Raw genomic sequence first — 26,785 nt, forward strand, 5'->3', positions numbered from 1 at the left:
GTTCATTGAAAGCGTTTGAAAATTGGAGTTATCCCATGTCTGCTGCGGAAGAAAATCAACAGCCTGAAAAAATTCATCTGCCTCGTACCAGCGAGTCGGAATCGCTGAAGAAAATTCGTCACACCGCCTCCCATGTGATGGCGATGGCCGTGCAAAAACTATTCCCTAAAGCCCAGGTAACGATCGGCCCCTGGATTGACTACGGGTTCTACTACGACTTTGATAGTCCAGAACCGTTCACGGAGAAGGACTTGAAGGCCATTAAAAAAGAGATGGTTAAAATTATCCGGCAAAAATTGCCCGTGGTGCGGGAGGAAGTTAGTCGGGAGGAAGCAGAACGCCGCATCAAGGCAATTCAGGAGCCTTACAAACTGGAAATTCTAGAAGGACTGGAAGAACCCATCACCATCTATCATCTGGGCGATAAGTGGTGGGATCTGTGTGCTGGCCCCCACGTTGAGAATACGGCAGACCTGAATCCTGATGCCTTTGACCTGGAAAGCGTGGCGGGAGCGTACTGGCGTGGGGATGAAACCAAAGCCCAGCTGCAGCGAATCTACGGTACGGCCTGGGAAACACCAGAACAACTGGCAGAATACAAACGCCGCAAGGAAGAAGCCCTGAAGCGGGATCACCGCAAGCTGGGTAAGGAATTGGGATTGTTTATCTTTGCCGATCCGGTTGGTCCTGGTTTACCCCTGTGGACTCCCAAAGGAACGATCTTGCGATCGCTCCTGGAAGACTTCCTGAAACAGGAACAACTAAAGCGTGGCTATCTTCCCGTGGTTACCCCTCACATTGCCCGGATCGACCTATTTAAGACCTCCGGCCACTGGCAGAAATATAAAGAAGATATGTTCCCCATGATGGCTGAGGATGACGAAGCCAGGGCTCATGAACAGGGCTTTGTCCTCAAACCCATGAACTGCCCATTCCATATTCAGATTTATAAAAGCGAACTGCGATCGTACCGGGAGTTACCCATGCGGTTAGCGGAATTCGGCACAGTCTACCGCTACGAGCAGTCTGGTGAACTGGGCGGCCTGACGCGAGTACGCGGCTTTACGGTGGATGATTCCCACCTGTTTGTCACACCAGAGCAACTGGATCAGGAATTTCTCAACGTGGTGGACTTGATCTTGAGTGTGTTCAAAAGCCTGCAACTGAAGAACTTCCGCGCCCGTCTCAGTTTCCGGGATCCCAATTCTGATAAGTACATTGGGTCAGACGAAGCCTGGGAAAAATCAGAGGGAGCCATTCGTCGAGCTGCCGAAACACTGGGTCTGCCTCACTTTGAAGGAATTGGAGAAGCAGCTTTCTACGGGCCAAAGCTGGATTTCATCTTTCAGGATGCTCTTGATCGGGAATGGCAACTGGGCACGGTACAGGTGGATTACAACCTGCCCGAACGGTTTGAATTGGAATATGTGGCCGAAGATGGTAGCCGCCAGCGTCCTGTGATGATTCACCGTGCTCCCTTCGGCTCCCTGGAACGACTGATCGGGATCCTGATTGAAGAGTATGCTGGAGACTTTCCCTTCTGGTTAGCGCCCATCCAGGTTCGGTTGCTGCCTGTAGGTGCAGAACAGCTTCCTTTTACTAAAGTAGTAGTGGCTCAGATGCAGGCAATCGGGATTCGGGCGGAAGCCGACACCAGCAATGAACGCCTAGGCAAACTGATCCGCAATGCCGAGAAAGACAAAATTCCCGTTATGGCGGTAGTCGGAGCCAAGGAAGTAGCAGCCAATGCCCTCAGTATCCGTACCCGTGCCTCTGGAGAACTGGGTGCGATTCCGGTTCCCGAAGTGTTGGAGCGACTCAAGATAGCAAACGATAGTCACGGTAATTTTTAGGTATGGAACTGGAAAACAAGCTGAAGGAAGTCGATACGCGCACACTGGAACAGGCGATCGCCAAAGTCATTACGGACGCAACCGGATGGGATTATGCCTGCACCATCAAAAACATCCATTACGAAAACACCGGCATGGCAGAAGTGCAGCTGACTCTGGAAACTACTGACTGGTTAATGCCCAAGCAAGACTAAAGCGATCAGCCCCCAAACGCAAGGTAGGCGTATGTCCGCCTTGTTTTTTCTTATTAGCATCCCATGCGCTGGAGCACCTTCAAGGTGAAAGGGGTTAGATTTGCTTTTCGGGCACTGCATAATCGAGAATGATTCAAGTAAACGCTGGAATCTGACGGTGCTTGAGATAATAGGTGAGTAAGCGGACTGGGATAGAAAACAAGCCCACCCCAGGACAGTCTGCTGAGCGACATTTTGACACAAAGGGCTTTGATTTCGGCACTGTAGCCAAACCGCGGATTGTCTCGAAATTGGCGATGACAGTTGCGGCAGAGGTAGGTTTGCTTGCCGTTGCAATGCCCATTCTTGACAATTTTGTCGCTGGCGCAATCAGGACAGTTCGTCAGGCTTTCCTGAAAACCATATCATCTTCCATTATGCAACGCCCGAATTTGAGCGTCGCTATGCTGCCATGTCCTACCTCAAAAAATCAGCCTCTTCAAAATCCCTGACATTTCTTGTCAGCATATAAAAATTATGAATTGAGGCGATGGCCGCAATAAACAAGTCCGATTGACTGAACGTATGGCCTCGTTTACGCCCCTTTTCCACCCCACGTCGCCATACTAAAATCATATCTTCTTTCCGCCAGAGTTACTGTGCTTAAATAGTAACTTATCAGGCTAGGCTGCTCCAGCAGCGGCAATAGCCTGGCAAAATCCTTTGCCGATAAAATCACAACGGCATCTTCCCTTCGCACTGTAATGCGCTGGGGATCCTCGTCACGAGCAAGCCGCACAACCTCACTAAACCGAGCTCTAGCGTCTTCAAGCTTCCAACCTTTGAGCTTCTCTCCAGACTTGGGGGTAAAGCATGATTAGATTCTGTGAGAGATGTCGTCATTTGCAAACCTGACCAGTCCCAGTCAGACCATATCAAAGGTGTCAGGAAAATGCAATTGCTCAGAACCTGGCCGTGCGAGTACCCTACAGCAAGCAGCGATCGCAGCACTGGTCTTACTAAAGGTTGAAATCGCCCTGATAGAATACTATCAACGCCTGAAAGACCATTAAACTACTGCTTATAAACTACTGCTTATCATCTGCACCGAGGGTTGCCCGCCCTTATGATCACCGCTGCTCAGCCGCCCTATCTTACCCCCGATGACTACCTTCAGCTTGAAACCCGTAGCCCTGTTAAACACGAGTACATCAACGGGGAAATCGTGTTGATGACCGGAGCCAGTGATGCCCATGTGACAATTGCTGGCAACATTTTTTCACTGCTGCGTGCCCACCTGCGGGGAACTGGATGCCGGGTCTATATCTCGGACATGAAAGTCTGCCTTGATGCCTGCAATTGCTTCTACTATCCCGATGTTTTCGTCACCTGCGACCCCCGCGACCAGGAAACTTCAATCTACAAACGCTTTCCCTGTTTGATTGTGGAAGTGTTGTCTGACTCCACCGAAGCGTTTGATCGGGGTGACAAATTTATGCACTATCAAACCCTTGCCAGCTTGCAGGAATATGTTTTGCTTAACACTCGCCAGCAACGAGTCGAAACCTTTCGCCGCAATTCATCGGGTTTGTGGATTCTGCAATTCTACACCGCCGACCAACCTGCCCTCCAACTGACCAGCATCGGCTGGAGTGGCAACCTCGCTGACCTCTACGAAGAGGTCACCCTGGAAACCCAGTCCTCTCCTGACCAACCAACCTCATGACGACCGAACGACTCCTGCAACTTCCTCCGCTAGAAAGTGGCGATCGCCTCAGCCGCATCGAATTTGAGCGTCTGTCTTTCATATTCATCGGGTGTGAGATAACCCAAGCATGAATCGGGTGCAGGGAAGCCAGTTAAGAAGTTCTCCACTGAGGCAATCGCCAAAATGGACATCTTGCTGAAGCGGATCTGAGTCAAACTATGGGGAAAGCCTCGGATGGAAGAAGTTAAAGCGGCTATTGACCAAGCCCAAAAAATCACCCTGGAGTAGGTCAACCAGATTGCAGCCTATTTGCAAGTTGTCATGGATGATGATCCCCAGTTTGCGGCTGAGATTCGGATGTTAGCCCAAGAAAATTGTTACCCGATGCGTATGCCCCAGATGTTTCTCTTGACGTGGGTGAATTGGATGAACTGGAAACATTTGTTGGCTCCAAAAAAATTAAAATCTGGCTCTGGAGTGCTGTTGACCACTTCCGACACGGAGTTTTAGGGTGGGTTCGAGGCGACCATCATGCGGAGACATTTCGACCGTTGTGGGCGCTTGTTTCGACTTGGCAATGCTATTTTTGTGTCACTGATGGTGGAGTGTTGATCCGAGTTTCATTCCAGACGGAGACCAAATTGTGAGCAAGACCTATATGACGCGAGTTGAGGGAGAAAACACACGATTGCGACACTACCTTGCTCGGTTGCATTGCAAGATGTTGTGCGACTCCAAATCCGTAGAGATGCTGAAGCACTCAGTTCAATTGCTACTGCACTATCTCAAATTTGGTGATGTATCTGTCCCTCAGTGAATCATATTTCTATGCAGCAACGCCAAAATGACCTCTGATGACTTTGGGGACTTTTGTGTCACCTTGCTAACATTAACACTTTGCAATATGAACCCGTCATGTCCAGGTGTTTGTCCTTGATCGCAAACTTTAGGTCTTGAATTAATCTTTATTGTCTTTGCCCTGGTGAAATCAAGTTCTTGAGTCAGTACATTAGGAGATAGCAACGAATATTTTGATCCAGATTATCCATCGGATTCAACTTTAGCCTTTATCGATTGAAGGGTTGGTTGGGGAGGGGAGCGGGTTTCACAGTGAGGTTTTGTCGTTGGCCGTTGCGGTTTACTGTAACCTGTAAGGTGTTTCCCAGAGTGGTGGCTTCAACCTGTTGCTGCACCTGCTGGCTTTTCTCAATCTGGGTGCCGTTGATACTTTCAATCACATCACCGGGGCGCATTCCCGCTTGAGCCGCTGGAGAGTTGGGTTGAACCGCAACCACCACGACTCCCTGATCCTGATTAATCTGGATGCCACTATTGCTACGGTTCACCTGATCTTTGAGTTCAGGGGTAATTTCTGTCATCTGAATGCCCATATACAGATGATCTGCCTTGCCCTTAGTAATCAGTTGGTTGGCGACTCGTTGGGCAGTGGCGATCGGAATCGCAAAACCAATCCCGGATGCACCCTGAATAATCGCCGTATTCATGCCAATGACTTCACCTCTGGAGTTGATTAAGGGGCCACCAGAATTTCCAGGGTTAATGGCCGTGTCTGTTTGAATGTAATCAACCCGACTGCCCGCATTGCCAAAATCAGCGCCCGATCGTCCCGTGGCACTGATGATGCCGGAGGTTACAGTGTTGTCCAATCCCAGGGGGTTGCCGATCGCGATCGCTGCCTGTCCGGGTAACAAAGCATTAGAGTCTCCCAGTTTGACAACTGGCAGGCCATCCGCTGTAATCTTTACCACTGCCACATCCGTTGTCGGGTCGGCTCCGATCACATCTCCCTTGAAACGCCGTCCATCTCTAAGTACGACCGCCACATTATCTGCCCCTTCGACCACATGAGCATTGGTAAAAATTTTGCCATCCGAGGACACGATGAAGCCGGAACCAGTTCCCCGTTGTACTCGTTCCTGCCCTCCCTGCCCACCAAAAAACGGATCCAGTCCAAACCCAAAGGGTTGTTGCTCTACAACTCGACTGGAGTTAATCCGCACCACGGCTGGCCCCACCTCAGCTACAACTCTGGCCACAAAATCTGGATCTCCGGGCTTCAAGGAGGTAACAGCCGGGGGAGGAGCGGAGGAGGAGTTAGGTTGAACAGGGAGGGGGGATTGTTGCATCGGCCAGCGATCGCCAAGTAAGGAGCGGCATCCAGCACTAGAGGCAATCGTGAACAAGGTTAGACCAAACAGGGACATTTTGAGAGCGCGTTGCATCATTCTGAAACCATTTCGTAATACCATCTGTGACTGATCTTAGGCTTAAGCACAAGGAAACGGCTGCTTTTTCTGCCAACACTCCTCGTAAATTATTGACAATAAAAAAGCCCCACTCTCAGGCAGGACTTTTTGGAATTTGCTCACTCAAGCTACTCAAACCACTCAAAAGCTAATGTGCTAGCCTCGCAAACCAGCCGCCGTTCTCATCGTTTAAAGAATTTGAGACAGAAAACCTACCAAACCTCGTCAAGTGGCGCTAGTCAGCCGATCGATGATGGTGGCGATGTTTCTTGTTTGGCTCACCTTCAAAGGGTTGAACACCCGTTTCAGGATACTGGTCATCGCTGGGTGCAAAAATACGAGATACAGCCCCTGAAACAAATTGAATGACATCATCAATAACTTTGGGAATACCCATAATCCGCCTCCACTTGTTGTTTATTCGTGTGATCATTTGTTTACATTTGATTAAATGCAGCTTATGCTAACTGAAGCTATTTTCAACTACTTAGAGATCTAACTTTTATTATTATGACAAAGTTTCCCTTTAAGCTTCAGTTTTTAATTAATTGTTCATAGTAGGCTTCATACTCAGCGATGCTTCTTTATTTGGTGTTACCAAGTCTTTTCGAGTACTAGCTATTATAAGGTAGTAGTGATCTACAATTATGGGCGAAACTTCCTGATTGCCTGTTACATATTGACACACTCAATCGAGTTTTTTCATAGAACTTTGCCATTAGATAAATATCTTAAAGAAATCTGGAGCCTCAACCCAAACATTCATCGTGGTTGCTTGATTTTAATAGAATTTACTATAAATTTAAGGACTTTTCTTGTCTGCAGAGTTGCGAGACTCGGTCGGTGTAGCGTCAGATATACGATAACCCTTGATAAGTTCGGTAGGCTCATTTCCAGATACAAGTCAAATTATGGTTTTTTTTACTATAATTAAGATGCCAATAGCCTGAGAACTGCGCATGAGTACTGCAAACTGGTCTAGTGCAAAGGATTGTGATAGGGAAGGACATCTACCTGTCTGGCATGCTGGCAGGCTAGAAGATCAGGAACTTACGATCGCGCCCGAAGACTACAGCTTGCTCACCGATCTGTACCAACTGACCATGACTGCTTGCTATGTTGGGGAGCGGCTAGAAAACCAGCGAGCCAGTTTTGAATTGTTCGCCCGTCGCCTGCCAGCAAATTTTGGCTACCTAATTGCAATGGGTCTGGCTCAGGCGCTGGATTATTTGGAGAAATTGCGCTTTAGTCCTGCTCAGATTGAAGCATTGCAGGCAACCCATCTCTTTGATCAGGCACCCGAGCAATTTTGGACTCTGTTGGCAGAGGCACATTTTGCCGGAGATGTATGGGCCGTTCCCGAAGGCACCGCAGTTTTTGCCAATGAGCCATTGCTACGAGTCGAAGCTCCCCTGTGGCAGGCGCAAGTGGTCGAAACTTACCTGCTCAATACCCTGAACTACCAGACTCTGATTGCTACCCGTGCGACCCGCATGCGAGATGCTGCAGGTGATCAGACCATGTTGCTGGAATTTGGGACGCGACGGGCGTTCAGTCCCCAGGCATCGTTGTGGGCGGCACGGGCAGCTCTTGCGGCTGGTTTTAATGCAACTTCTAATGTTCTGGCTGCGCTCAAACTGGGACGCAAGCCGTCTGGCACGATGGCTCACTCGCTAGTGATGGCGTTGGCGGCTATGGAAGGCAGCGAAGCCGAAGCCTTTACGGCGTTTCATCGCTATTTCCCCGGTTCCCCGTTGTTGATTGACACCTACGATACGATCGCCGCTGCTCGACAACTGGCAACCCAACTTGAAAGTGGCCGGATGCATCTGGCGGGAGTCCGGATCGATTCCGGGGATTTGGTATCCTTGTCCAAACAAGTCCGCGAGTTGTTACCAGGAGTTCCTATTTTTGCCAGTGGCGATCTTGATGAGTACCGAATTGCCGAGTTTAAAGCCGCTGGAGCCGAAATTGATGGCTATGGCCTGGGTACCCAACTGGTCACTGGGGTGCCAGTCAACGGCGCATATAAGCTGGTTGAAATCAGTGGCATTCCCGTGATGAAGAAATCAACCGGAAAAGTCACCTATCCGGGTCGAAAGCAAATTTTTCGGCGGTATGGAGATGGAGTGCTGCTTGGCGATCGGCTGGGATTGGCCGTGGAAGAAGAAGTGGAGATCGGAGATCAGGGCTTGGGGATTGAAAGTCAGGAGACGGGTAAAAGCCACAATCCACAATCCACAATCCACAATCCATCTTCTTCCGAGGTGCCGCTTCTGCAGATGGTGATGAAGAAAGGGCAACGGTTGTATCCGCCAGAGTCCCTAGACGCGATCGCTCAGCGCACAGCCCACTCGGTTGCTTCTCTGCCCGCCGTTACCCGTGAACTTCATCAACCGATATCCATTCCCGTTGAACTGTCCCCAGCGCTGTTGTCATTGATTGCCGAAACGGGAGGTGGATAGTGGATAGCCTGTCATGGGCCATGGGTCATTCGTCATTGGCAAAGGACAAAGGACAAAACTCTTAAACTCTTCACTTTTCACTCTCAACTCTTCACTCTCAACTCTTCACTCTCTCTGCCCATGCTCAATATTGCACTCTTTGGCACCAGCGCTGATCCTCCGACTCTTGGGCATCAGGTAATTTTGAACTGGTTGGCCGATCACTTTGATTGGGTGGCCGTGTGGGCATCGGACAATCCGTTTAAGCCGCAACAGACTCCTTTGCCTCATCGGATGGCCATGCTGGGGTTGATGATTCAGAACCTGCATACTCCCCGGCAGAATGTGCAGTTGTATCCTGAACTAGGTAAGCCACGCACTTTTCACACACTACAAATCGCCAAAAGCTATTGGCGCGATGCCCGGTTTACGTTAGTAATAGGATCCGACCTGATTGCTCAGTTGCCAAACTGGTATCGGATTGATGATCTATTGCAAGATGTTGATCTGCTGATTATTCCTAGGCCGGGCTATCCTTTGAGGGAGGCAGATCTAGAGGCGTTGAGACAACGGGGAGCCAGAGTGGCGATCGCCAACCTGATGGGGCCAGCAACGTCCTCCACAGCTTATCGAGAGCATGGAGAAAGTATTGGATTAACGCCTCAGATTGAAGATTACATCCATCGGGAGCACCTATACCCATGCCAGGAAGCCCCCCCAGAAAAGCAACCCATACCGGAACCCGTCACCTAGCAGACTTCAAAGTTGGAGTCGATAATGTCATTTTTTCAGTAGACACGGCCCAAAATCGGCTACTGGTGTTGCTTGTCATGCGTCAGGAAGAACCGTTTCTGGGGCAGTGGAGCCTGCCGGGAACGCTGGTGCAACAGGGAGAATCTCTGGAAGATGCCGCCTATCGGATTCTTTCGGAAAAGATTCGGGTTCACAACTTATACTTGGAGCAGCTTTATACTTTTGGTGGCCCGCACCGCGATCCCCGTGAATTCCCTGATAGTTATGGAGTGCGTTACCTATCTGTGAGCTACTTTGCCCTGGTGCGATTTGCCGAAGCGGAACTGATTGCTGATGGGGTAAGTGGGATTGCCTGGTATCCCCTCGCTCAGGTGCCAAACCTGGCTTTTGACCACAATCAAGTCCTGGAATACGGGCATCGTCGCCTGAAAAATAAGCTGGAATATAGCCCGGTGGCCTTTGAGGTGCTGCCCGAACTGTTCACCCTGAGTGATTTGTACCAGTTATATATCACTGTTCTGGGAGACAATTTTTCTGACTATTCCAATTTTCGATCGCGCCTGCTCAAATTAGGCTTCCTCTCAGATACGGGCATCAAGGTATCCAGGGGAGCCGGACGGCCTGCCAGCCTGTACCGCTTTGATGCTGAAGCATTTGCACCCTACAAAGACAAGCCGATGGTGTTTATATGAAGATTGCGATCGCCCAACTTAATCCGACCATTGGAGATATTGTTGGAAACGCCCAAAGCATTTTGGCCGCAGCCCACCAAGCGAGTTCTCAAGGCGCTCAACTTCTGCTTACTCCAGAACTCTCGCTGTGTGGCTATCCTCCCCGCGATTTGTTGATGCATCCCGACTTCATCGAGGCGATGGCCCAAGCTCTAGCCCAGTTAGCCCAGCAGTTACCTCCCCAACTCAGGACTTTGGTTGGTGTGGTCACACTAAATCCTGATGCTGGCAAGGAAGGTGGTAAGCCTCTGTTTAATAGCACAGCTCTCCTGAGTGACGGAGCTATTCAACAGATCTTCCACAAACGCCTCTTGCCCACTTACGATGTCTTCGACGAAGATCGCTATTTTGAACCCGGCCTCCAACCCAACCACTTTTCCCTCACCCCTTCAGTTCATCATTTAACTCCAGATCTGTCTAATGCCCAATCCCCAATCCCTAACTCCCAATCCCCAATCCCCCTCCACATCGGAGTCACAATTTGCGAAGACCTGTGGAACGATGAGGAATTTTGGGGAAAACGTAACTATGACATTAATCCCGTTGCCGATCTGGCTCAGGTAGGAGTCGATTTCACGATTAATCTCTCTGCCTCCCCTTTTTCTGCAGGTAAGCAAAAAGTGCGGGAAGCCATGTTGAAACACGCGGCTACTCGCTTTGATCAGCCATTGATTTATGTGAACCAGGTGGGTGGCAATGATGACCTGATCTTTGATGGTTATAGTGTTGTCGTCAATCGCCAGGGTGAAGTCATCTGCCGTGCCCGTAGTTTTGCAGTGGATCTGGTGTTTGTGAACTATAGCCTGGACACTCAGGATCTAGAGCCATTGCCAGAAACCACGATCGCTCCCTTACCGGATAGTGAGGATGCCGAAATCTGGAGCGCACTGGTGTTGGGAGTACGAGACTATGCCCGGAAGTGTGGTTTCTCCAAAGCAGTGATTGGCCTCAGTGGTGGAATTGATTCGGCCCTAGTGGCGGCGATCGCCACAGAAGCTTTGGGACAGGCGAATGTCTTAGGCGTGTTGATGCCCTCTCCCTATAGTTCCGCTCACTCCATCAAGGATGCCTTACAGTTGGCCGAGAATCTAGGGATTCAGACTCAAACCCTGCCGATCGGGGAACTAATGCAGGGCTACGATCGTACCCTGGAGAAAATGTTTGCCGGAACAGAATTTGGTGTTGCCGAAGAAAATATTCAATCCCGCATTCGCGGCAACCTACTGATGGCGATCGCCAATAAATTCGGCTACTTACTCTTATCTACAGGCAACAAATCCGAAATGGCGGTTGGCTACTGCACCCTGTATGGCGATATGAATGGTGGTCTAGCCGCGATCGCTGATGTTCCCAAAACCCGCGTCTACTCCATCTGCCAATGGCTCAACTCTGATTCTGATTCTTACTCCTTCTGTAATCTAAAATCCAAAATCCAAAATCCAAAATCCGAAATCATCCCCTATCCTATTCTCACCAAAGCCCCCAGTGCCGAACTCAAACCCGGTCAGGTCGATCAAGATTCGCTCCCTCCCTATGACATTTTGGATGACATCCTGGTTCGTCTGATCCACCATCATCAAACCCCGGATCAAATTGTTGCCGCCGGACATGATCCCGAAATTGTTAATAAAGTAACCCGACTGGTCATTCGTGCGGAATTCAAACGGCGGCAGGCTCCCCCAGTTCTGAAAGTCACCGATCGCGCCTTTGGAGTGGGGTGGCGGATGCCGATCGCCAGCCACTGGGTACCCACCATCCACTCACCCAACATTCCAACCACGTAAGACTTATATCTTCTAGCTTGAAACCCGTTTGAGAGTCCCCTGCAGTTGTGTTTCTGGAGATGGGTTAGCAAAAAACTCCCTCTGGAGGCAAAGAATTTTTAACCAGTCCGTATTTTGTGAGGTCTAATGTTTTCTACTACTTAAAATATGAATATAGAAACAAGTTGCCAGTAAATAAAACTTTGAGGGCTGAGCGTTTCATGTGTTCTTTAGTCCCTTCAAATGTTTTAAGGAAGTAGCTATGAGCGATAACAGTGATGATAAAGACAATAAGTGGATGCCGATTGCTACCATCCTTGCCGCAGGCATTACAGGGCTTTTAACAGGAGGATTAGGTTTAAAATTTTATGATTCTTGGGTGAAAGCAGTTCCAGTCATTGTTCAAAATTGGGTCATCAAAATCCCCCCGAACAGGTGAAGATTCAGACCTGTAGACCCGATACTTCAGTATGTGGCAAAGCAGTTGATTGGGATTTGACTAAGAAAGAAAATAGGTTGATACCTATTGCCCGTAGCAACGATTGTCCAATTACAGTATCGATATACAACAGAAATTGTGAGGCTCAGGACTATTATGTGGATAGTGTCTTAATTGCGAAAGCTTTAGCTCCAAATACATCAGTTCAAACATCACTTCTACCTGGCATTCACTTTACAAAAGCGTGTATGCCTAATTCAAGTAATTGTGCTTTAGAAACTCAGATCAATATACAGCTAGGTACGCCTAGTTTAGAAATAGCACGTGGTGCTGAGTGTCCAAAGTTGTACCTATCTCCTCCAAATAATTCAAATCAAAGACCTCGTATAAGAACAATAATACCTCCAAGCCCAAAAGATTGAATGACTAATTTGTTAGAGCGAAGAGATGATTTACAACATCAAAAAGCTAATTGGAGTTGACTCAGATATTTTTATTTATCCACTCCATAATGTGGAGAAGCTTGCATCTCATGAACTTACTTGCCAGTCAATTTACTCGCCCCTTCACTTTCAATTCCGCTAACTGAGCCTCTTCTACCTTCACAGGTTTGCTGGTGGCATTATGCACATCGTACTGACCATTGCCATTGAAGGTATTTTGCTTGAGGGTTGGTTCAGCGGTGCTTGTGATCACGATCCCATCGCGGGCATTGTTCTCGATCGTGTTGTAGCGCAACAGGGGTTGGGTTTCTCCCGATAGCACCACGCCATCTTTATTTTGAGTAATTTGATTTTTCACCAGGCGAGGCGTGGCCCGTTCAGTAATCGACACCCCAAACCCACTGTTACGGATGATATTGCTATCTGCTATACCACTACTATCACGGGTAAAGGAGATGCCATTGCCGCCATTTTGATCAATGATATTGCTGCGAATTTTGGGAGCAGCACTCCCAGAAACAAAGATGGCTTCCCGATTGTTCCCCATAAACGTACTGTGTTCAATGATTGGGGAACCCACCTCAACCCAGATACCCGTGCCGCGAGTGTTGGGATTGGTGACGCTCACACCTTCAATTCGGGCATCGCCTGCTGCAACGATAACCACACTTTGTCCGGCCCAAGTGGGACTAAGAAACTTGCCACCTCCCGTAATTTGAATGCCCCTCCCCTGCGCCTGGACATCTCCTCGGAGGGTGACACCGGGTTTAATCTGCAGCGGAAACACCTCATCACTTTCGGCACTGTACAAACCTGGGCGCAGTTGGATGATCGCTCCCGCTTGAACCGTTTTTAATGCTTGAGTAATGGTTTTTAAGGGTTGGGATTCGGAGCCGATCGCCCGATCATTTCCCATCACAGGATCTACATACACCACGGGTGACGAGGGTTCGGGCAGGGGGCGACCGACTTCAGCGGGTTCCTGATCTGGCATGGCAGAGTTCCGCTTGGTGGCTGTTTTTTCTTCTGCTGAAGGAGTCAGCACTTGCAGAACTTGACCCATGCTATAACTCACGCGGAAATTTCTGCTGACCCGCAGAGCCACGATCGCCTGCCGATAAATCGCTCCATCGGCAGCTAAATCGCCCACTGTACATTGCAGAGTAAATTTTACATTGCGGTTTAGTTCAGGCGGGTTGTACCGCTCACCAAACTGGCGCTGATTTTCGATCTCTTCTGGAGTGGGTTCAGGGGGAAGGGCCGGAAACCATACCCCATCCTCATTTGGCCCAGAAGCGGCATTAACTGGTTTTTCCCCATTGCGATTAGTCAGTTGAGTCTTGCCAAATTCTTCAACCCGCACATTATTAGGATTCAGATGAGTTCGGTTGGTGTAGTAGGTCACGCGCCAGGTGTTAGTGACTTCTGCGATCGCACTATTGCAACGAGTCTCGCTGACTAAATTGCCCCGTCGATCGCAGCCCGTGAGTCCCAGGAATACCCAGCTTATGGCGAACCAAATTGGCAAATACCGTTTCATACCCAGCGAAATCCAGACGCAATCGCAATTCCATTAAACTCTGCACCAGACATTTACCTCTTAAGGAAGACCAGAAGAGCCATGTCCTCCGATAGTCTATAGATGTAGTTAAGGTTTTAGAGTTCCTCAAACCGTTTATGAGGAAGCTGTATGCACGAAAGTCATGCCACTGCTTTTTGAATTGAACTCTTGAGAGGTAAAATTTATCTGTTAACTTCTGTTTCTATCCAGGCTACTCGCTTTAATCCGAATTTAAACACTAATTCAGATTAAGGCTGGGCAGATAGGCTTTAGACTTTAACCCACAAACTAAGTAGAGAGAAGAACCTATGGCATTTGAACAGCCTCCCCTCCCCTACGCAATGGATGCTCTAGAGCCATACGGCATGAAAGCCGAGACCTTTGAGTATCACTATGGCAAACACCACAAAGCTTATGTGGATAACCTCAATAAGCTGACAGAAGGCACTGACCTGGCGAATATGCCACTGGAAGAAGTGATCAAAGTCACCTACAAGGATTCCGCTAAGCAAGGCATTTTTAATAACGCGGCTCAGGTTTGGAATCATACCTTCTTCTGGAACTGTATGAAGCCAGGTGGTGGTGGTGCTCCTACCGGAGAATTGGCTGCCCGAATTGATCAGGGCTTTGGGAGCTTCGACAAGTTCAAGGAAGAGTTCTCCAATGCCGCAGCAACCCAATTTGGCAGCGGTTGGGCCTGGTTAGTGGAAGACAATGGCACCCTAAAAGTGACCAAAACTCCTAACGCTGTTGACCCAATCGCCGAAGGACAGAAACCCTTGCTGACTCTGGATGTTTGGGAACACGCCTACTACATTGACTTCCGCAATGCTCGTCCTGCCTTCATCAAAAACTTCCTGGATCGCCTGGTGAACTGGGACTTTGTTGCCCAAAACCTGGCCTCTTAGAACCATCTTCTGAGAATTATCTAGCTTAGCCCTCAACGGGAAAAAGAGCCGCGATCACTGGTAAAATCTGGCAATTTAGCCTGGAGGTGCTGTGCGATCGTGGCTTTCTTAATCAGGGATAATCAACTTGATCTACTGCAAAGTTTTTATCCCAAGTAGCGTCCCGTCATTTGATCCATAGCCACTACTTGCCAATCGGCAGTTGCTGTCCCAGCAGATTTGGTGGCATAGCTGTTATGGCTGTTCAGCGACCAAACCTGGGTTTTGTCGCTAAACATCCCATAGTCGCGCCAGAACAGATCCATCTTCCCCTTGCCAGTGAAATCGCCCATTGCCTGCAGATCCCAATAGGATGATGTGTTTTGCTGTTGCATGTGCAATCCGCTGTAGTGGTGCCATTCATCATCCAGGTTTGAGTTTCACCCGTGTGCTTGTTGTACCAGATCACGTCCGCTTTGCCATTTCCGTTAACATCGGCCAGTCCCTCAAAGTTCCATCCGTTTTGGGGCGATAAAGTACCCAAGGACATTTGGGCAGAACAACTCGTCTCATCCAGCATCCAGGCTGTGGTATCCCCGGTTTGCTGGTTGTACCAGAACAGATCCGTTTTGCCATTGCCTGATAAGTCGCCCATCCCTTGCAGTACCCAACCAAACCCGGAGTCACAGTGCCATAGGAGACTTTGGTTGGAGCATCGGAGCCATTCATCAACCAAGCGCCGGTTTCGCCAGTGTTCAGGTTCTACCAGAACAGATCGGTTTTGCTGTCACCATTAAAGTCTCCATAGCCTTGCAAAGTCCAGCCAGAGCCTGAAGTAACAGTGCCGTATAGGCCACAGTGGGAACATCAGCACCCTTCATTAACCAGGCTCTCAGCTCACCCGTCTGGTTGTTGTACCAGAGCAAATCGGTCATGCTATTGCCGTCAAAGTCCGCATGGTAGGCACCCGCTTTGGCGGAGGTGTTACAACTGGCACGGCGCATTTGCTGCAAGGAATCAGAAAAGCCATAAGCTGCTTGAGGAGATAGCAGGGCAGAGGCATTTGGATTGAGAGAAGAGGAATCCGTGAACGGGGTGGTTGCAGCAGTATTGAAGAGTTGCATAATTGGTATTCCTTACGGGGGCTTAATTCTTCTAAATTAGGACTACAACGCAAAGGCTAAACATTTGGGGCGGAATCCTGTGATATTTTGCGGTTGACAACCGATGAGCTAAGGCTTCGGCTGGCATGATTTGAGTGCTGATTAGCAGTGATAAAAATCACTATTCATGGCAAGATTGTTTCGCACCATCGTTTCACGTCAACCTTGATTTTTCAGGACTTTCAACCGATCGCAGCGATCGCTACAACACCCCTTGGCGTGCAACTCCTGCAAAGAAGCTTGCCCAGCCAGACTGCTACCCTGTGGGTACCTGAAGCTCTCCGCGATCGCCTGCAACCTGTCACGGAACCATCCCTGCGCTCCTATTCCGGCTCATTGAAAGCCCATCTGGCCAGCCTTTGGGCCTCCCACCGCAGTTTTGTATTTTGTCTGGCAAGTGGAGCCGTTGTTCGCTTAATTGCCCCCTTACTGCAAGACAAAGCCTCCGATCCCGCTGTCGTCGTATTGGATGAGGCCGGACAATTCGTAATCAGTCTGACGGGAGGGCATCAGGGTGGCAGCGATCGTCTTTCTCGTTTACTGGCTCTCCAGCTTGGTGCCACTCCCATCCTGACCGGAGCGAGTAACAGTCTGGGTCTTCCTGGAATCGATGTCATTGGCCTGCCGTTTGGTTGGGTCAAGGGCGAGGGTGATTGGACAGGGGTGAGTGCTGCGATCGCTCGTCAAGCTCCAGTGCAAGTGATCCAGGAAGCAGGGACAACCTTATGGCAAGATCATTTACCTGCTGGGCATCCATTGGTATTGGCGGAATGGGGCGATCGGGAAATGGGGCTTGGAAATTGGCGATCGGAGATTGGGAACGAGGCTCTGCAAGCTGCCATCTGGATTACTGCCCGGCTCACCCCACTTCCTTCTTCCCCACCTCCCGATTGCCAATCGCTGACCCTCGATCGCCACCTCCCCACTATCCACTGGCATCCTCGTGTCCTCTGGGTGGGCATTGGTTGTGAACGAGGTACTTCTCGACAGGTCATTGAAGGTGCTATCCAGCAAATCTTTCAGCAGCATGGGTTGGCAGAGGCCGCGATCGCCGGAATTGCCACGATTGATTTGAAAGCTAATGAAGTTGGGCTGGTAGAGTTTTGCCGCGATCGTGCCTTTCCGTTACGGTGTTACCCTGCTGCAATTCTGCGAACCATTCCTGTTCCTACTCCTTCCTTGATCGTCGAAACCGAAGTGGGTACTCCCAGCGTTGCCGAAGCTGCCGCCCTCCGAGCTATCCAGGATTTCCAATCTTGTACCGATGTGGTTGTTAATCGCGTCTCTACCCCAATCCCCAATCCCCACTCCCCCCCCTCCCTCCTGATTCCCAAACAAGTCTTCCGTCTGGAAAACCAACCTGGAGCCGTCACCCTGGCTGTTGCTCAGGCGGAACGGGAATATACCGGACGGACTGGAAAACTCTGGTTGGTGGGAACAGGACCAGGACAGTTGGAGCAAATGACCCCCGCTGCTCAAACCGCGATCGCCCAGGCTGATGCTGTCATTGGATATTCTCTGTATATCGACTTGATCCGCCCCCTCTGCCGTCCGGGTCAAATTGTGGAAACCTTACCGATTACTCAGGAGCGACAACGGGCCGAACGAGCGATCGCTCTGGCCAATTGGGGGTTGACTGTCGCCGTGGTGTCTTCAGGAGACTGTGGTATTTACGGGATGGCCGGACTGGTGATGGAACAATTGCGGGCGCAGAATTGGGATGGCAAGACTCCTGTGGTTCAGGTTTTTCCCGGGATTACTGCCCTCCAGGCCGCGGCTTCCCGGGTTGGCGCACCCCTGATGCACGACTTTTGTGCAATCAGTCTGAGTGATTTGCTAACTCCCTGGGAGGTGATTGAAAAACGGTTAACCGCAGCGGCTCAAGCAGATTTTGTTGTAGCGCTCTACAATCCCAAATCTAAAACTCGTGTGGAACAAATTGCGATCGCCCAACGCATCTTTTTGCAATATCGCGATCCTCTGACTCCCATTGCGCTGGTGCGATCGGCCTACCGCCCGGATGAACATATTACCTTAACCACCCTTGCTGAACTGCTCACATGCCCGATCGATATGTTGACTACGGTTTTGATTGGTAATCAGAGCACGCGCACCTATGCCAACTGGATGATTACTCCCAGGGGATATCTGGGATTTAATGGGGAGGACTTAGTACACTGAAAAGACATCGATCGGCAAACCGGATGTTGCTTATTCAACCCAAATCTCAAATCTCAAACCTCAAATCTCTGCTTGCAATTGGCCTGCTCCTTCTGTTTCTGGTCGGCTGGGCAATGCCAGTTCAGGCGGCAGTATCGGGAAGCAAATTTTCTAGTCAGTATGCACCACCACCATCTTACAGCAATGCCGAATTGGCCGATCATGATTTTTCGGGACAAGTCTTAAGAGTTGCAGAATTTTCCAATGCCAATTTAAATCGAGCTAATTTCACAAATGCAGATCTGACGGGAGCAGTGATGAGTGCTTCTACAATGACTGAAACCAACTTGCAGGGAGCAAACCTGACTCAAGCCATGTTAGATCAGGTCCAGATGGTACGTACCGATTTACGAAACGCTATCTTGACGAATGCTATTCTGCTGCGATCGACGTTTGAAGCCGTGGACATTACCGGAGCCGATTTCAGTGAGGCAATCCTGGATGGAGCACAAATCCGTCAACTCTGTCGGGTTGCCAGCGGAGTCAACGCCCAAACTGGGGTGTCTACACGAGAATCCTTAGGATGTCGTTCTTAAGGAATCAGAGATAACATCAAAGTCTGTAGGATGTGTCAGGCGGTAGCCGTAACGCATCAAAGTTTCAAGAGAAGGCGTGATGTTGCAACGGGTAGGAATTATTGGTGGGGGACAATTAGCCTGGATGATGGCGGATGCAGCGGCCAAATTAGGGATTGATCTGATTGTGCAAACGCCTGAGAAAACTGATCCAGCGGTGGCGATCGCTAGTGAAACGATTCTGGCTCCCATTGCTGATGCCAAGGCCACGGCAAAACTGGCATCCCGATCGGATGTGATTACGTTTGAAAATGAGTTTGTTGACTTACCAGCCCTGACTTCACTCGCCGCACAGGGCATATGTTTCCGTCCTGCTTTAACTGCCCTGGAGCCGTTGCTCGATAAATACCATCAGCGCTCTTACCTGAAGCACTTGGGGTTGCCCACCCCCGACTTTACGGCAATGACGATCGCGGAGGTTCAAGCCTTGCCTGCTCTTCACTATCCACTGGTACTAAAAACTCGGCGGCATGGGTATGACGGCCAGGGGACTTTCGTTGTCAAAACAGCGGCAGACCTGGAACCCCTGGTTGGCCGGTTAGCGGATGTGCCGCTGATTTTGGAAGAGTTTGTCCCTTTTGAGCGGGAATTAGCGGTGATGGCGGCTCGTTCCGTAGATGGGACGATCGTGGTCTATCCGGTGGTAGAAACCGAACAAAAGAATCAGGTCTGTCATCGGGTCTTTGTCCCAGCTGTCGTGGATGAAGCCGTGGTGAACCAGATCACGACGATCGCTGAACGCTTATTAACCAATTTGCAAGTGGTGGGAATTTTTGGCATTGAGTTATTTCTCACCCAGTCAGGCGATGTGCTGGTCAACGAGATTGCTCCCCGTACCCATAATTCTGGTCATTACACCCTAGATGCCTGTGACACCTCCCAGTTTGAGCAGCAACTGCGGGCTGTTTGTGGATTGCCATTGGGTAGTCCAGCCTTGCGATGTCGGGGAGCAGTGATGGTGAACCTGTTGGGGTATGAAACGTCCTATCGGGATTACCAGGCCCATCGCGAACGTTTGGCTGCGATTCCCCAGGCTCATGTTTACTGGTATGACAAAATGGAGTCTCGTCCGGGCCGCAAATTGGGCCATGTCACCGTGCTACTAGATGACGAAACACTGAAGGATCCCACTCAGGTGCAGGCAAGGGAGTTGGCGATCGCACAACAAATTGAATCTATTTGGTACGGAAATTAGGTGTGGAAATTAAAGGATTCCTGCCTCTTTGGTTCGGTAATCTCCGCTATTTCTTAGGCTTTTTTTGAAAACGCTTGCCATAGGATAGGAGTGTGCTAATATCGATAGCTGGAATCGCTGCTTCAGCGTAATTGCAACAGCATCATCTCTGTCCAGAAGCGGTGATTGGTTGCCTGGAGAAGCCCCTGAAAAGATTAAGAATTTGCAATATTGCATTGCCTTTACTGAATTTTTAGAAGGGCTTCTGGGATAGTAATGTTCAAAAAATTTGCAAAATTGAGTTCATGATCAAAGAAGGTATGACCCAACAGGTTATTCACCCGATGGCTAAGTTGCAGCGTCAAGTACGATCGCTCGTTGACTCCAAACTGCTGCGACCTACTGACAGTATCTGGAAAATCGCCTTCCTCTATGGGGACGATTGGAGCTTTTGGAAACAAGAACTGCTAGCTTACGACTTCACCATGCAAGATCCCGTTAGTGATCTGCTGGCCGTTGAAAGCTGGGATGAGGAAGAATAATAAATTGGTTTGTTGGATAAATTCAGCTACAAACAGCCGCGCAGTGCCCGCATCAGTTCTTTTGCCGTTTGATAGCGATCGCTGATTTCCGGTGCGGTAGCTTTCATAATTACCGCTTGGATGGAGGCTGGGATTGTGCTAACGCCTTCCAAGTTCAAGCGGTAAGTTTGTTTAACGGGTTGCAGAAAACGCTGCGGGCTTTTTCCTGCTAGGAGATAGATCAGGGTGGCGCCGATCGCATACAGGTCAGACTGAATTACGGGTCGTCCCTGTACCTGTTCGGGAGCACTATAGCCTTCTGCCCCGATGCGAGTTCCGGTTGGTGCCCCGACTGCTTTTACGGCTCCAAAGTCAAGCACAACGATACGATTGTCTAGATTGCGAACCAGTAAATTTCCTGGCTTAATATCTCGATGAATAATAGGAGTCGGACGGCTGTGCAGATAATTCAATACTTCGCAGGTTTGGATCATCCAATCAACGCCCTGCCGGGGTGTAACAGATCCTTGTCGGCGCACCCGCTTTTCTAGATCCAACCCATGCACCAGTTCCATCACCAGGTATTTCTTATCATCCTCAATAAAAAAGTCATAATAGCGAGGAATACCGGGATGGCTTAAGGATTTCAGCGTGCTGGCTTCCCGCTCAAATAGCTCCTGGGCCTTGGGAATCCGGGCAATGTCCGCGTTCATTTCCTTAAGCACCTGCAGTCTACCCTGGGATAAACCAACGGGTCTGGGAACGCCCGTCGGGTTCCAGACTAGGTAGGTGGTTCCCATACCGCCGCGGCCCAAAACTCGCAACACCTGATACTGTCGGATGGTTTTTTCCACCCAAACGGGTTGCCCACAGTGAATACAAAATAGGTTTTCAGGAGGGTTTCCGGTATGGGTACAGTGAGTCGGAGCTGCCTCCGGAACCACGATAGGGGAGACCGCGACAGGGTGCGGTTCGCTGACCTTGACTGGCGGCGCAGAAACTGGCCCAGAGGCAGGTAAGTTGCTTATGGCTGGGGTAAGTTGCACCTGAAATCGCAGCAGTGGCCCGCCTTTGGCCAGTTGCACCAGCATATCTTGAGTCAATTGCTTCTGAACGATCGCCTGTCCCTCTAAAAAGGTGCCATTAACGCTAAAGTTAACCAATTCCCAGCAGGGTGATGGTTCACCGTTTTGATCAGGGGGAACCTGATGCAGTTCAAGATGAAAGCGAGAGACAACCGGGTCGTTGAGAATGATCTGATTGCCCGGAGCACGACCAATGCGAACCACCTGCTCCTGTTCAAAGCGCCACTGCCTGATCGGAGTTAAGTTTTGAGGATGCAAAAGGGTCACAATAAGCATTGCTGGCGGACTGCCCCTGGGAATGGCAACTGGATGTGGCCGTTACTTTAAGTGCTCTAAACTAGGACGTACTTTGGCCCGAATCACGATTGCTGTAATGTTGTCGTGACCATTGTATCGATTTGCCAGTTCAATCAACTCACTGACTCCCTTGTCTAAATTCGTTTGCGAACTGAGCAAAGGTTGCACATGTGTTTCCCAATGTTTTTCCAGTAAGTCATTGTCAGATAGGCCATCCGAGCAGAGCAGCAACAGCATATCTTCGTTTAGCTCAAAAAACTGTACATCTGGCCTGACAAAATTCCCATCCCGTGGCCCCAGAGCTTGAGTTAACTGATATGCATCGGGGCGGGAATAGGCAATCTCTGGATCTACGCCGCGCTGAATTTCCCGCTGGCCGACCTCGTGATCAACCGTGACTTGTTCTAATCCCCGCTTACGGGTGTAACGATACAGGCGGCTATCTCCCACATGGGCAACCGCAACTTGTGTATCGTGAATCAGCACAATCACCAGCGTGGTTCCCATGCGACCGCTCCCAGAACGGGCGTTCTGCTGATTCACATTGTAAATGGCTTGATTTGCTGCCTGCACGGCTTCATGCAGGAGGGCCGCATCGGGTAATCCTCCGGAGTTGGACTCTGGAAAAGCCTGACACTGCCACTGCTCTTGAAAAAACTTACGCAGGGTATCTACCGCCAGGGCACTGGCTACTTCACCTCCCGCATGACCTCCCATACCATCGCACAGAATATATAAATTACGGGCATGGAGCGTCTTTCCAGACGGGCTTTCTAATTTAGTGTTTTGGGTTTCAATCCCAAAGTAATCTTCATTGTGGTCGCGTTGACGGCCTACATCCGTGCGTCCTACTTCTTCCAGGCTAAAGAGTTGCATCGGCAGAACGATCGTCGGTACTTCGTCGGTATCCGTCTGGGTTTCATTCGGTTGCGAGTCAGATTTAAAGACTGGCGGTTCTAACCGGGTAGCCAGATTGGTTACACTCATATCGGCAGACCCCAGATCAGCCGTGGTTCTACCATCTGGACTGTCTGTACTAGTCATCCCAGCACTATTGATCTCAACACGGTCGATCGCAAAATTATTGCAACTCTCTGGATCGAAATCCCCATCGTCTGTAGCTAACTCATCCTCCCATCGGTGGGTGATCTCCGCTTCAGAAGCAGGAATTAAGGGATCTGGTTGAATGGTCTGAGCGATCGCTTCAATCCGTGATCTAATCTCATCTCCTGTTGTTAACTGCTTCTCTTCCATATCCGCCAGCAGTTGAGTCATCGCTTCAATGCAAGTACTTTGAGACTCTGCCAGCAGAGCCTTCCAGATGCGGCCCAGATCTTGCCAGGTCAGTGTAGTACTGGCTGGCGTAGGATACAAGCGTTGTAAACACAAAGTATGGTCTTCCGCTTCTACTCGCAGGTTGCTCATCATTACTAGACTTTGCTGACAGTTCCAGGTTTCCAGGGCCTCCCATAGATCGACCATTTCATAGAACCATTGCAAAACCTGCAACAAGGGAACAGTGACTTGCTGATGACACCAGAGATCGGTCAGGCAGGGTAAGCCAGAACGGTCTTCCAGAAGCAGAACAGCCTGCCCATTCCACTCCCAGGCATTATGAATGGCTGGAATGGCCTGATAAAACTGATTACTGAGCGCCACATACGGTTGAGCGATCGTGGGAATCGCCAGCGCATCCAAAGAATCTGACCAGCCTTCCATCTGCGCCGCGATATCCACTTCCAGCGGCACATCCATCTCTCCCAGACCATCCGGTTTTCCTAATACCAGTACTTCTAGCAATGAGAGTTGAAACGGTTGGCAGTCCAGCACCTGTCCCTGGGTTTCGCCCCAAACATTGGGGGGCGAGAGGGGATGCAATAACTGATAGCGTTGCTGTAAATCTAAATAACCGTCTAACCCAGCGACTAAAGGCCGATCGGGGCTAACTTCGTTTCCCAGTGGAGAGACACTGCTGATAATTGCCCACCAGATTACTCCTGCGATCGCTCCACAAGCGTCACAGTTAGCCTGATTAAAGTTCACCAGATGGCCGCAGTTAGGGCATGTATTGTGGGTCAGAGAAGTGCCACATTGCTGACAAAACTTGTTTGTCGAAGGATTTTCAAACTGGCACTGAGGACAGACAAGCATGGTGGAATTCCTTAAATCCCGGAGGTCAGCTTCGTATATATTGGCACAGACCTTCACGATCCTATCAACCCGACATCACACCTGATTGCTTAAGGGGAAACAGTAGGGTAAGCGAGTTTAGCCTATATAAGCAGAATTCGCCAACTCCCTCGTCTGGTTACAGGTTATTTGAATTTTTCAAGCATGAACGGCAAGTCTCAGGAAATTATCAACTTAAATTAAACCAAGTCTAGCTAGAGAATAGGAGTTTTCCCACAAGAGAAACTCTGTTGCTGGACTTGGAAAGGGTTTAAAGAAACCAAGTCCAGCTAGAGAACGGTCGCTTTCCAGCCAGAGAAACTCCGGTTCCAGACCGGGACAAAGTTTAACTTGACCCTCCTCAAACCCAGGATGCTTGTCTCAGGAGAACAGCGTTTCTGGTCTTGAACAGGAGTTTTTTAAACTAGTACTTTAAAATTGCTAACTAAAGGTACTGCATACTTTAGTCGGTCCTAAATCATCTCATCGTTAACGGCTAAAGTTTTCAGAGAGATTTCAAATAACGCAACTCTGAGGGAGTCAAATCGCGCCATTTCCCCGGTTGTAGCCCCGTAAGACTGAGATTACCGATTTGGCTACGTACTAACCGCAAGGTTGGAAATCCCACGGCTGCCGTCATCCTACGAACCTGACGATTCCGTCCCTCAGTGAGGGTAATGGATAACCAGGCGGTAGGAACTGTCTTGCGGAACCGGATGGGAGGATCGCGAGGCGGTAAATCTGGTGCCTGCGTTAGCAGAACTACTTGAGCAGGACGGGTCTTATACCCTTGAATTACAACTCCCTGCTGTAACTGGTGGATCGCCGCTGCGTCGGGAATGCGTTCTACCTGTACCCAATAGGTTCGGGGGTGACGAAATTTGGGGTCACTGAGGCGATGTTGCAGTTGACCGTGATTGGTCAGTAGCAGCAACCCTTCACTGTCCTGATCCAACCGACCCACCGGATAAACTTCTGGAATGGGAATGTAATCTTTCAAGGTTTGCCGTTGAGCAGCGGTTGGGCTATCGTCTGTAAATTGGCAGAGAACGTTATAGGGTTTGTAAAACAATAGGTAGCGGTAAGGTGAGGAATCAGAGACGTTCATTAATTAATTCTGACCTGAAACCGCACAAATCCAATATTGTTGGTCGGCGTATCGGTCACATTACCCAAGTTAAAAATAAGAGATCCGTTCGGATTGCTTTGATCTGAACAGGAGTTGTTGGCAGGCAAGGGAGCGAGGGGCGTGAATACAGCACCACTTGGCCTGAGAGCCTCATTCTCGATCTGAATCTGATTCGTATTCGAAACTAATGTCGTTCCAGGGGGAATCGGATCGCAGATGTTGGTGTCGATCGCCGGACTCTGACCATTGGAGAGGAAGTAAACGGTATAGGTCACCAGATCTCCACTCTGCAGAGGCGTGCTGGGACTGACATTAATCAGACCGACAGGCGGAAACTGTGTCCAGGCTGGGTCATCATCATTTGTATTATTGAGATCATTGATAAATGCACCAAAATTAGCCCCTGGTAAGGAACTACCATTGCGAGTAACCCCAGTAATTCGCTTGACCAAGACAAATTGTGGATTGCCGCCCCCTTCTATCCCAGGTAATCTCACTCGTGCCCTGGCTAGGGGAGGAGTGAGCGGCGTGTTACCCTGACTGGTGCCACTCGCTATGACCTGATTCTCAAATGGCCCCTGTCCATTCGTACCTGTGCCGGGTGTAACGATCACGTTAAAGGTGACTGTGGCTGTTGTGGAAGGTGCCAAAGTATTTCCTGGCGCGAGCAGATTGGTATCACTGGTGCCGTTAAACGCTGGGTTAATCGTCAGGGTAGGGCTTGGAACATTAGTGACTGATTGCAGGGTGGCTCCAGTAAAGACGACATTCAAATTTTCAGTCAGTTGCAGATTACTGACAATGAACGCTGGCCCAAAATCCAGAGTAGCACTATTGGCGGGAGCACTATTGGTGACGCTAACGGTGTAAGGAATAGTGAATGTCCCATCGGAATTCTGCTGGGGGGTTCCCGCAACCTTAGTCACACTCAGGGTGGGAATACACTCTCGGAACGCGATCGCTGTCATCCCAAAGTCATCGCCAATAATGTCGTTGGCCTGATCAATGATGCGCAGTTGCAGGGATGTTTGTCCTGGTAAGATACGGAACAAGGACGCAACTCGGTTCGTTGGCCCAAGCCACGTCTGCCGCTCAGCAATTTGTAATCCTGGCGTAGAAGCTGGTGGCTGAAAATCTGCGGCAGTTCCTCCTACAGGGCCAACCTGTTCGAGAATGATAGGATCCACACCGGGAGCGCCAAGCGCGAGCAAATTAAAGAAATAGGCAGTGAAATTGTAGACAGCGTTTGGAGATACACCCGTGATCACCTGCTCCCAAATAATCGGGTTGGGAAATGCTGAGCCTTCTGCTCCCGGACCTATAGGGTTAGCTGCTGAGGCATTGGGGTTGGAGTAAAGATAGGTATCGGAGGCTGGAACATCAAACCTGGGGTCACCAGGAAAGGGCAAGCCATTGACGATCTCGTTCAG

24 protein-coding genes and 3 pseudogenes are annotated in these 26,785 nt (G+C 49.7%); 15 read left to right on the forward strand and 12 right to left on the reverse strand.

Annotated elements, in window-relative coordinates:
- Window positions 1-35: 35 nt before the first annotated feature.
- Window positions 36-1,853, forward strand: coding sequence for a threonine--tRNA ligase (gene thrS, locus ACUVQO_RS07690; protein WP_445925303.1), 1,818 nt, complete (start codon window positions 36-38; stop codon window positions 1,851-1,853).
- 2 nt (window positions 1,854-1,855) lie between these two features.
- The gene (locus tag ACUVQO_RS07695) at window positions 1,856-2,047 is read left to right on the forward strand and encodes a hypothetical protein (RefSeq protein ID WP_445925304.1); all 192 of its coding nucleotides are present in this window, start codon (window positions 1,856-1,858) and stop codon (window positions 2,045-2,047) included.
- Between the two features lie 209 nt (window positions 2,048-2,256).
- On the opposite strand, the pseudogene ACUVQO_RS07700 reads toward ACUVQO_RS07695, so the two are convergent.
- Together ACUVQO_RS07700 and ACUVQO_RS07705 are read right to left on the reverse strand one after the other, a co-directional pair.
- A pseudogene (locus ACUVQO_RS07700) lies at window positions 2,257-2,433 on the reverse strand (IS1/IS1595 family N-terminal zinc-binding domain-containing protein); the annotation flags it as partial.
- Window positions 2,434-2,621: 188 nt separating this feature from the next.
- Window positions 2,622-2,852, reverse strand: a pseudogene (locus tag ACUVQO_RS07705) (type II toxin-antitoxin system prevent-host-death family antitoxin); the annotation flags it as partial.
- Between the two features lie 67 nt (window positions 2,853-2,919).
- Here ACUVQO_RS07705 and ACUVQO_RS07710 point away from each other — a divergent pair.
- Both ACUVQO_RS07710 and ACUVQO_RS07715 read left to right on the forward strand, forming a co-directional pair.
- Window positions 2,920-3,099: a hypothetical protein gene (locus ACUVQO_RS07710; protein WP_445925305.1), complete on the forward strand. Its 180-nt coding sequence runs from the start codon at window positions 2,920-2,922 to the stop codon at window positions 3,097-3,099.
- 53 nt (window positions 3,100-3,152) lie between these two features.
- Entirely contained in the window at window positions 3,153-3,752 is a 600-nt protein-coding gene (locus ACUVQO_RS07715; protein WP_445925306.1) for a Uma2 family endonuclease, read from the forward strand.
- 29 nt (window positions 3,753-3,781) lie between these two features.
- Here ACUVQO_RS07715 and ACUVQO_RS07720 read toward each other — a convergent pair whose 3' ends face one another.
- Entirely contained in the window at window positions 3,782-4,027 is a 246-nt protein-coding gene (locus tag ACUVQO_RS07720) for a hypothetical protein (protein WP_445925307.1), read from the reverse strand.
- Window positions 4,028-4,108: 81 nt separating this feature from the next.
- Between ACUVQO_RS07720 and ACUVQO_RS07725 the strand changes: the two are divergent.
- Window positions 4,109-4,551, forward strand: a pseudogene (locus ACUVQO_RS07725) (IS1 family transposase); the annotation flags it as partial.
- Window positions 4,552-4,801: 250 nt separating this feature from the next.
- On the opposite strand, the gene ACUVQO_RS07730 reads toward ACUVQO_RS07725, so the two are convergent.
- Window positions 4,802-5,980, reverse strand: coding sequence for an HhoA/HhoB/HtrA family serine endopeptidase (locus ACUVQO_RS07730; RefSeq protein ID WP_445925308.1), 1,179 nt, complete (start codon window positions 5,978-5,980; stop codon window positions 4,802-4,804).
- Window positions 5,981-6,236: 256 nt separating this feature from the next.
- The gene (locus tag ACUVQO_RS07735; protein WP_445925309.1) at window positions 6,237-6,398 is read right to left on the reverse strand and encodes a hypothetical protein; all 162 of its coding nucleotides are present in this window, start codon (window positions 6,396-6,398) and stop codon (window positions 6,237-6,239) included.
- 562 nt (window positions 6,399-6,960) lie between these two features.
- On the opposite strand from ACUVQO_RS07735, the gene ACUVQO_RS07740 reads away from it, so the two are divergent.
- From ACUVQO_RS07740 to ACUVQO_RS07760, 5 genes are all read left to right on the forward strand, one after another.
- On the forward strand, window positions 6,961-8,466 hold the full coding sequence (locus tag ACUVQO_RS07740) for a nicotinate phosphoribosyltransferase (protein ID WP_445925310.1): 1,506 nt from the start codon (window positions 6,961-6,963) through the stop codon (window positions 8,464-8,466).
- A 120-nt stretch (window positions 8,467-8,586) separates the two neighbouring features.
- Complete coding sequence (locus ACUVQO_RS07745; RefSeq protein WP_445925311.1) at window positions 8,587-9,198, forward strand: nicotinate-nucleotide adenylyltransferase; 612 nt, start codon at window positions 8,587-8,589, stop codon at window positions 9,196-9,198.
- Window positions 9,147-9,890 carry an NUDIX hydrolase gene (locus ACUVQO_RS07750; protein ID WP_445925312.1) on the forward strand — a complete coding sequence of 248 codons (744 nt, stop codon included), beginning with the start codon at window positions 9,147-9,149 and terminating at the stop codon, window positions 9,888-9,890. Before ACUVQO_RS07745 ends, ACUVQO_RS07750 begins: the two co-directional genes overlap by 52 nt.
- The gene (locus tag ACUVQO_RS07755; RefSeq protein ID WP_445925313.1) at window positions 9,887-11,713 is read left to right on the forward strand and encodes an NAD+ synthase; all 1,827 of its coding nucleotides are present in this window, start codon (window positions 9,887-9,889) and stop codon (window positions 11,711-11,713) included. Before ACUVQO_RS07750 ends, ACUVQO_RS07755 begins: the two co-directional genes overlap by 4 nt.
- A 241-nt stretch (window positions 11,714-11,954) precedes the next feature.
- Window positions 11,955-12,131 (forward strand): hypothetical protein, encoded by a 177-nt coding sequence (locus ACUVQO_RS07760; protein WP_445925314.1) that lies wholly within the window; start codon window positions 11,955-11,957, stop codon window positions 12,129-12,131.
- Between the two features lie 549 nt (window positions 12,132-12,680).
- Here the strand turns inward: ACUVQO_RS07760 and ACUVQO_RS07765 are convergent.
- On the reverse strand, window positions 12,681-14,114 hold the full coding sequence (locus ACUVQO_RS07765) for a DUF1565 domain-containing protein (RefSeq protein ID WP_445925315.1): 1,434 nt from the start codon (window positions 14,112-14,114) through the stop codon (window positions 12,681-12,683).
- Window positions 14,115-14,443: 329 nt separating this feature from the next.
- Here ACUVQO_RS07765 and ACUVQO_RS07770 point away from each other — a divergent pair, with 329 nt between their 5' ends.
- On the forward strand, window positions 14,444-15,043 hold the full coding sequence (locus ACUVQO_RS07770) for a superoxide dismutase (RefSeq protein ID WP_445925316.1): 600 nt from the start codon (window positions 14,444-14,446) through the stop codon (window positions 15,041-15,043).
- A gap of 146 nt (window positions 15,044-15,189) precedes the next feature.
- On the opposite strand, the gene ACUVQO_RS07775 is transcribed toward ACUVQO_RS07770, so the two are convergent.
- Window positions 15,190-15,417, reverse strand: a complete 228-nt coding sequence (locus tag ACUVQO_RS07775) for a hypothetical protein (protein ID WP_445925317.1) — start codon at window positions 15,415-15,417, stop codon at window positions 15,190-15,192.
- Window positions 15,418-15,777: 360 nt separating this feature from the next.
- Window positions 15,778-16,146 (reverse strand): hypothetical protein, encoded by a 369-nt coding sequence (locus tag ACUVQO_RS07780; RefSeq protein WP_445925318.1) that lies wholly within the window; start codon window positions 16,144-16,146, stop codon window positions 15,778-15,780.
- Window positions 16,147-16,293: 147 nt separating this feature from the next.
- On the opposite strand from ACUVQO_RS07780, the gene cobJ reads away from it, so the two are divergent.
- The 4 genes from cobJ (at window position 16,294) to ACUVQO_RS07800 (ending at window position 20,696) form a co-directional block, all read left to right on the forward strand.
- Window positions 16,294-18,366 (forward strand): precorrin-3B C(17)-methyltransferase, encoded by a 2,073-nt coding sequence (gene cobJ / locus ACUVQO_RS07785; RefSeq protein WP_445925319.1) that lies wholly within the window; start codon window positions 16,294-16,296, stop codon window positions 18,364-18,366.
- Between the two features lie 23 nt (window positions 18,367-18,389).
- The gene (locus ACUVQO_RS07790) at window positions 18,390-18,941 is read left to right on the forward strand and encodes a pentapeptide repeat-containing protein (protein ID WP_445925320.1); all 552 of its coding nucleotides are present in this window, start codon (window positions 18,390-18,392) and stop codon (window positions 18,939-18,941) included.
- A 79-nt stretch (window positions 18,942-19,020) separates the two neighbouring features.
- Complete coding sequence (locus tag ACUVQO_RS07795; protein ID WP_445925321.1) at window positions 19,021-20,175, forward strand: 5-(carboxyamino)imidazole ribonucleotide synthase; 1,155 nt, start codon at window positions 19,021-19,023, stop codon at window positions 20,173-20,175.
- 299 nt (window positions 20,176-20,474) lie between these two features.
- The gene (locus ACUVQO_RS07800) at window positions 20,475-20,696 is read left to right on the forward strand and encodes a DUF4327 family protein (RefSeq protein WP_445925322.1); all 222 of its coding nucleotides are present in this window, start codon (window positions 20,475-20,477) and stop codon (window positions 20,694-20,696) included.
- A 26-nt stretch (window positions 20,697-20,722) separates the two neighbouring features.
- Here ACUVQO_RS07800 and ACUVQO_RS07805 read toward each other — a convergent pair whose 3' ends face one another.
- From ACUVQO_RS07805 to ACUVQO_RS07820, 4 genes are all read right to left on the reverse strand, one after another.
- Window positions 20,723-22,036: a protein kinase domain-containing protein gene (locus tag ACUVQO_RS07805; RefSeq protein WP_445925323.1), complete on the reverse strand. Its 1,314-nt coding sequence runs from the start codon at window positions 22,034-22,036 to the stop codon at window positions 20,723-20,725.
- A gap of 42 nt (window positions 22,037-22,078) precedes the next feature.
- Window positions 22,079-24,208: a serine/threonine phosphatase gene (locus tag ACUVQO_RS07810; RefSeq protein ID WP_445925324.1), complete on the reverse strand. Its 2,130-nt coding sequence runs from the start codon at window positions 24,206-24,208 to the stop codon at window positions 22,079-22,081.
- Between the two features lie 523 nt (window positions 24,209-24,731).
- On the reverse strand, window positions 24,732-25,334 hold the full coding sequence (locus ACUVQO_RS07815) for a pseudouridine synthase (protein WP_445925325.1): 603 nt from the start codon (window positions 25,332-25,334) through the stop codon (window positions 24,732-24,734).
- Window positions 25,334-26,764, reverse strand: a complete 1,431-nt coding sequence (locus tag ACUVQO_RS07820; RefSeq protein WP_445925326.1) for a hypothetical protein — start codon at window positions 26,762-26,764, stop codon at window positions 25,334-25,336. Before ACUVQO_RS07820 ends, ACUVQO_RS07815 begins: the two co-directional genes overlap by 1 nt.
- Window positions 26,765-26,785 lie beyond the last annotated feature (21 nt).

Source organism: Leptodesmis sp., from assembly GCF_052746595.1.

Excerpts from the sequence above, each read along its gene's own strand:
- ACUVQO_RS07745 (WP_445925311.1), top strand. The coding sequence starts at position 8,587 with ATGCTCAATATTGCACTCTTTGGCACCAGCGCTGATCCTCCGACTCTT.
- ACUVQO_RS07760 (WP_445925314.1), top strand. The coding sequence starts at position 11,955 with ATGAGCGATAACAGTGATGATAAAGACAATAAGTGGATGCCGATTGCT.
- ACUVQO_RS07730 (WP_445925308.1), bottom strand. The coding sequence starts at position 5,980 with ATGATGCAACGCGCTCTCAAAATGTCCCTGTTTGGTCTAACCTTGTTC.
- ACUVQO_RS07815 (WP_445925325.1), bottom strand. The coding sequence starts at position 25,334 with ATGAACGTCTCTGATTCCTCACCTTACCGCTACCTATTGTTTTACAAA.
- ACUVQO_RS07780 (WP_445925318.1), bottom strand. The coding sequence starts at position 16,146 with ATGCAACTCTTCAATACTGCTGCAACCACCCCGTTCACGGATTCCTCT.
- ACUVQO_RS07775 (WP_445925317.1), bottom strand. The coding sequence starts at position 15,417 with ATGCAACAGCAAAACACATCATCCTATTGGGATCTGCAGGCAATGGGC.
- thrS (WP_445925303.1), top strand. The coding sequence starts at position 36 with ATGTCTGCTGCGGAAGAAAATCAACAGCCTGAAAAAATTCATCTGCCT.
- ACUVQO_RS07710 (WP_445925305.1), top strand. The coding sequence starts at position 2,920 with ATGTCGTCATTTGCAAACCTGACCAGTCCCAGTCAGACCATATCAAAG.
- ACUVQO_RS07755 (WP_445925313.1), top strand. The coding sequence starts at position 9,887 with ATGAAGATTGCGATCGCCCAACTTAATCCGACCATTGGAGATATTGTT.
- ACUVQO_RS07805 (WP_445925323.1), bottom strand. The coding sequence starts at position 22,036 with ATGCTTATTGTGACCCTTTTGCATCCTCAAAACTTAACTCCGATCAGG.
- ACUVQO_RS07770 (WP_445925316.1), top strand. The coding sequence starts at position 14,444 with ATGGCATTTGAACAGCCTCCCCTCCCCTACGCAATGGATGCTCTAGAG.
- ACUVQO_RS07735 (WP_445925309.1), bottom strand. The coding sequence starts at position 6,398 with ATGGGTATTCCCAAAGTTATTGATGATGTCATTCAATTTGTTTCAGGG.
- ACUVQO_RS07715 (WP_445925306.1), top strand. The coding sequence starts at position 3,153 with ATGATCACCGCTGCTCAGCCGCCCTATCTTACCCCCGATGACTACCTT.
- ACUVQO_RS07790 (WP_445925320.1), top strand. The coding sequence starts at position 18,390 with ATGTTGCTTATTCAACCCAAATCTCAAATCTCAAACCTCAAATCTCTG.
- ACUVQO_RS07810 (WP_445925324.1), bottom strand. The coding sequence starts at position 24,208 with ATGCTTGTCTGTCCTCAGTGCCAGTTTGAAAATCCTTCGACAAACAAG.
- ACUVQO_RS07800 (WP_445925322.1), top strand. The coding sequence starts at position 20,475 with ATGACCCAACAGGTTATTCACCCGATGGCTAAGTTGCAGCGTCAAGTA.
- ACUVQO_RS07695 (WP_445925304.1), top strand. The coding sequence starts at position 1,856 with ATGGAACTGGAAAACAAGCTGAAGGAAGTCGATACGCGCACACTGGAA.
- ACUVQO_RS07765 (WP_445925315.1), bottom strand. The coding sequence starts at position 14,114 with ATGAAACGGTATTTGCCAATTTGGTTCGCCATAAGCTGGGTATTCCTG.
- ACUVQO_RS07795 (WP_445925321.1), top strand. The coding sequence starts at position 19,021 with ATGTTGCAACGGGTAGGAATTATTGGTGGGGGACAATTAGCCTGGATG.
- ACUVQO_RS07750 (WP_445925312.1), top strand. The coding sequence starts at position 9,147 with ATGCCAGGAAGCCCCCCCAGAAAAGCAACCCATACCGGAACCCGTCAC.
- ACUVQO_RS07740 (WP_445925310.1), top strand. The coding sequence starts at position 6,961 with ATGAGTACTGCAAACTGGTCTAGTGCAAAGGATTGTGATAGGGAAGGA.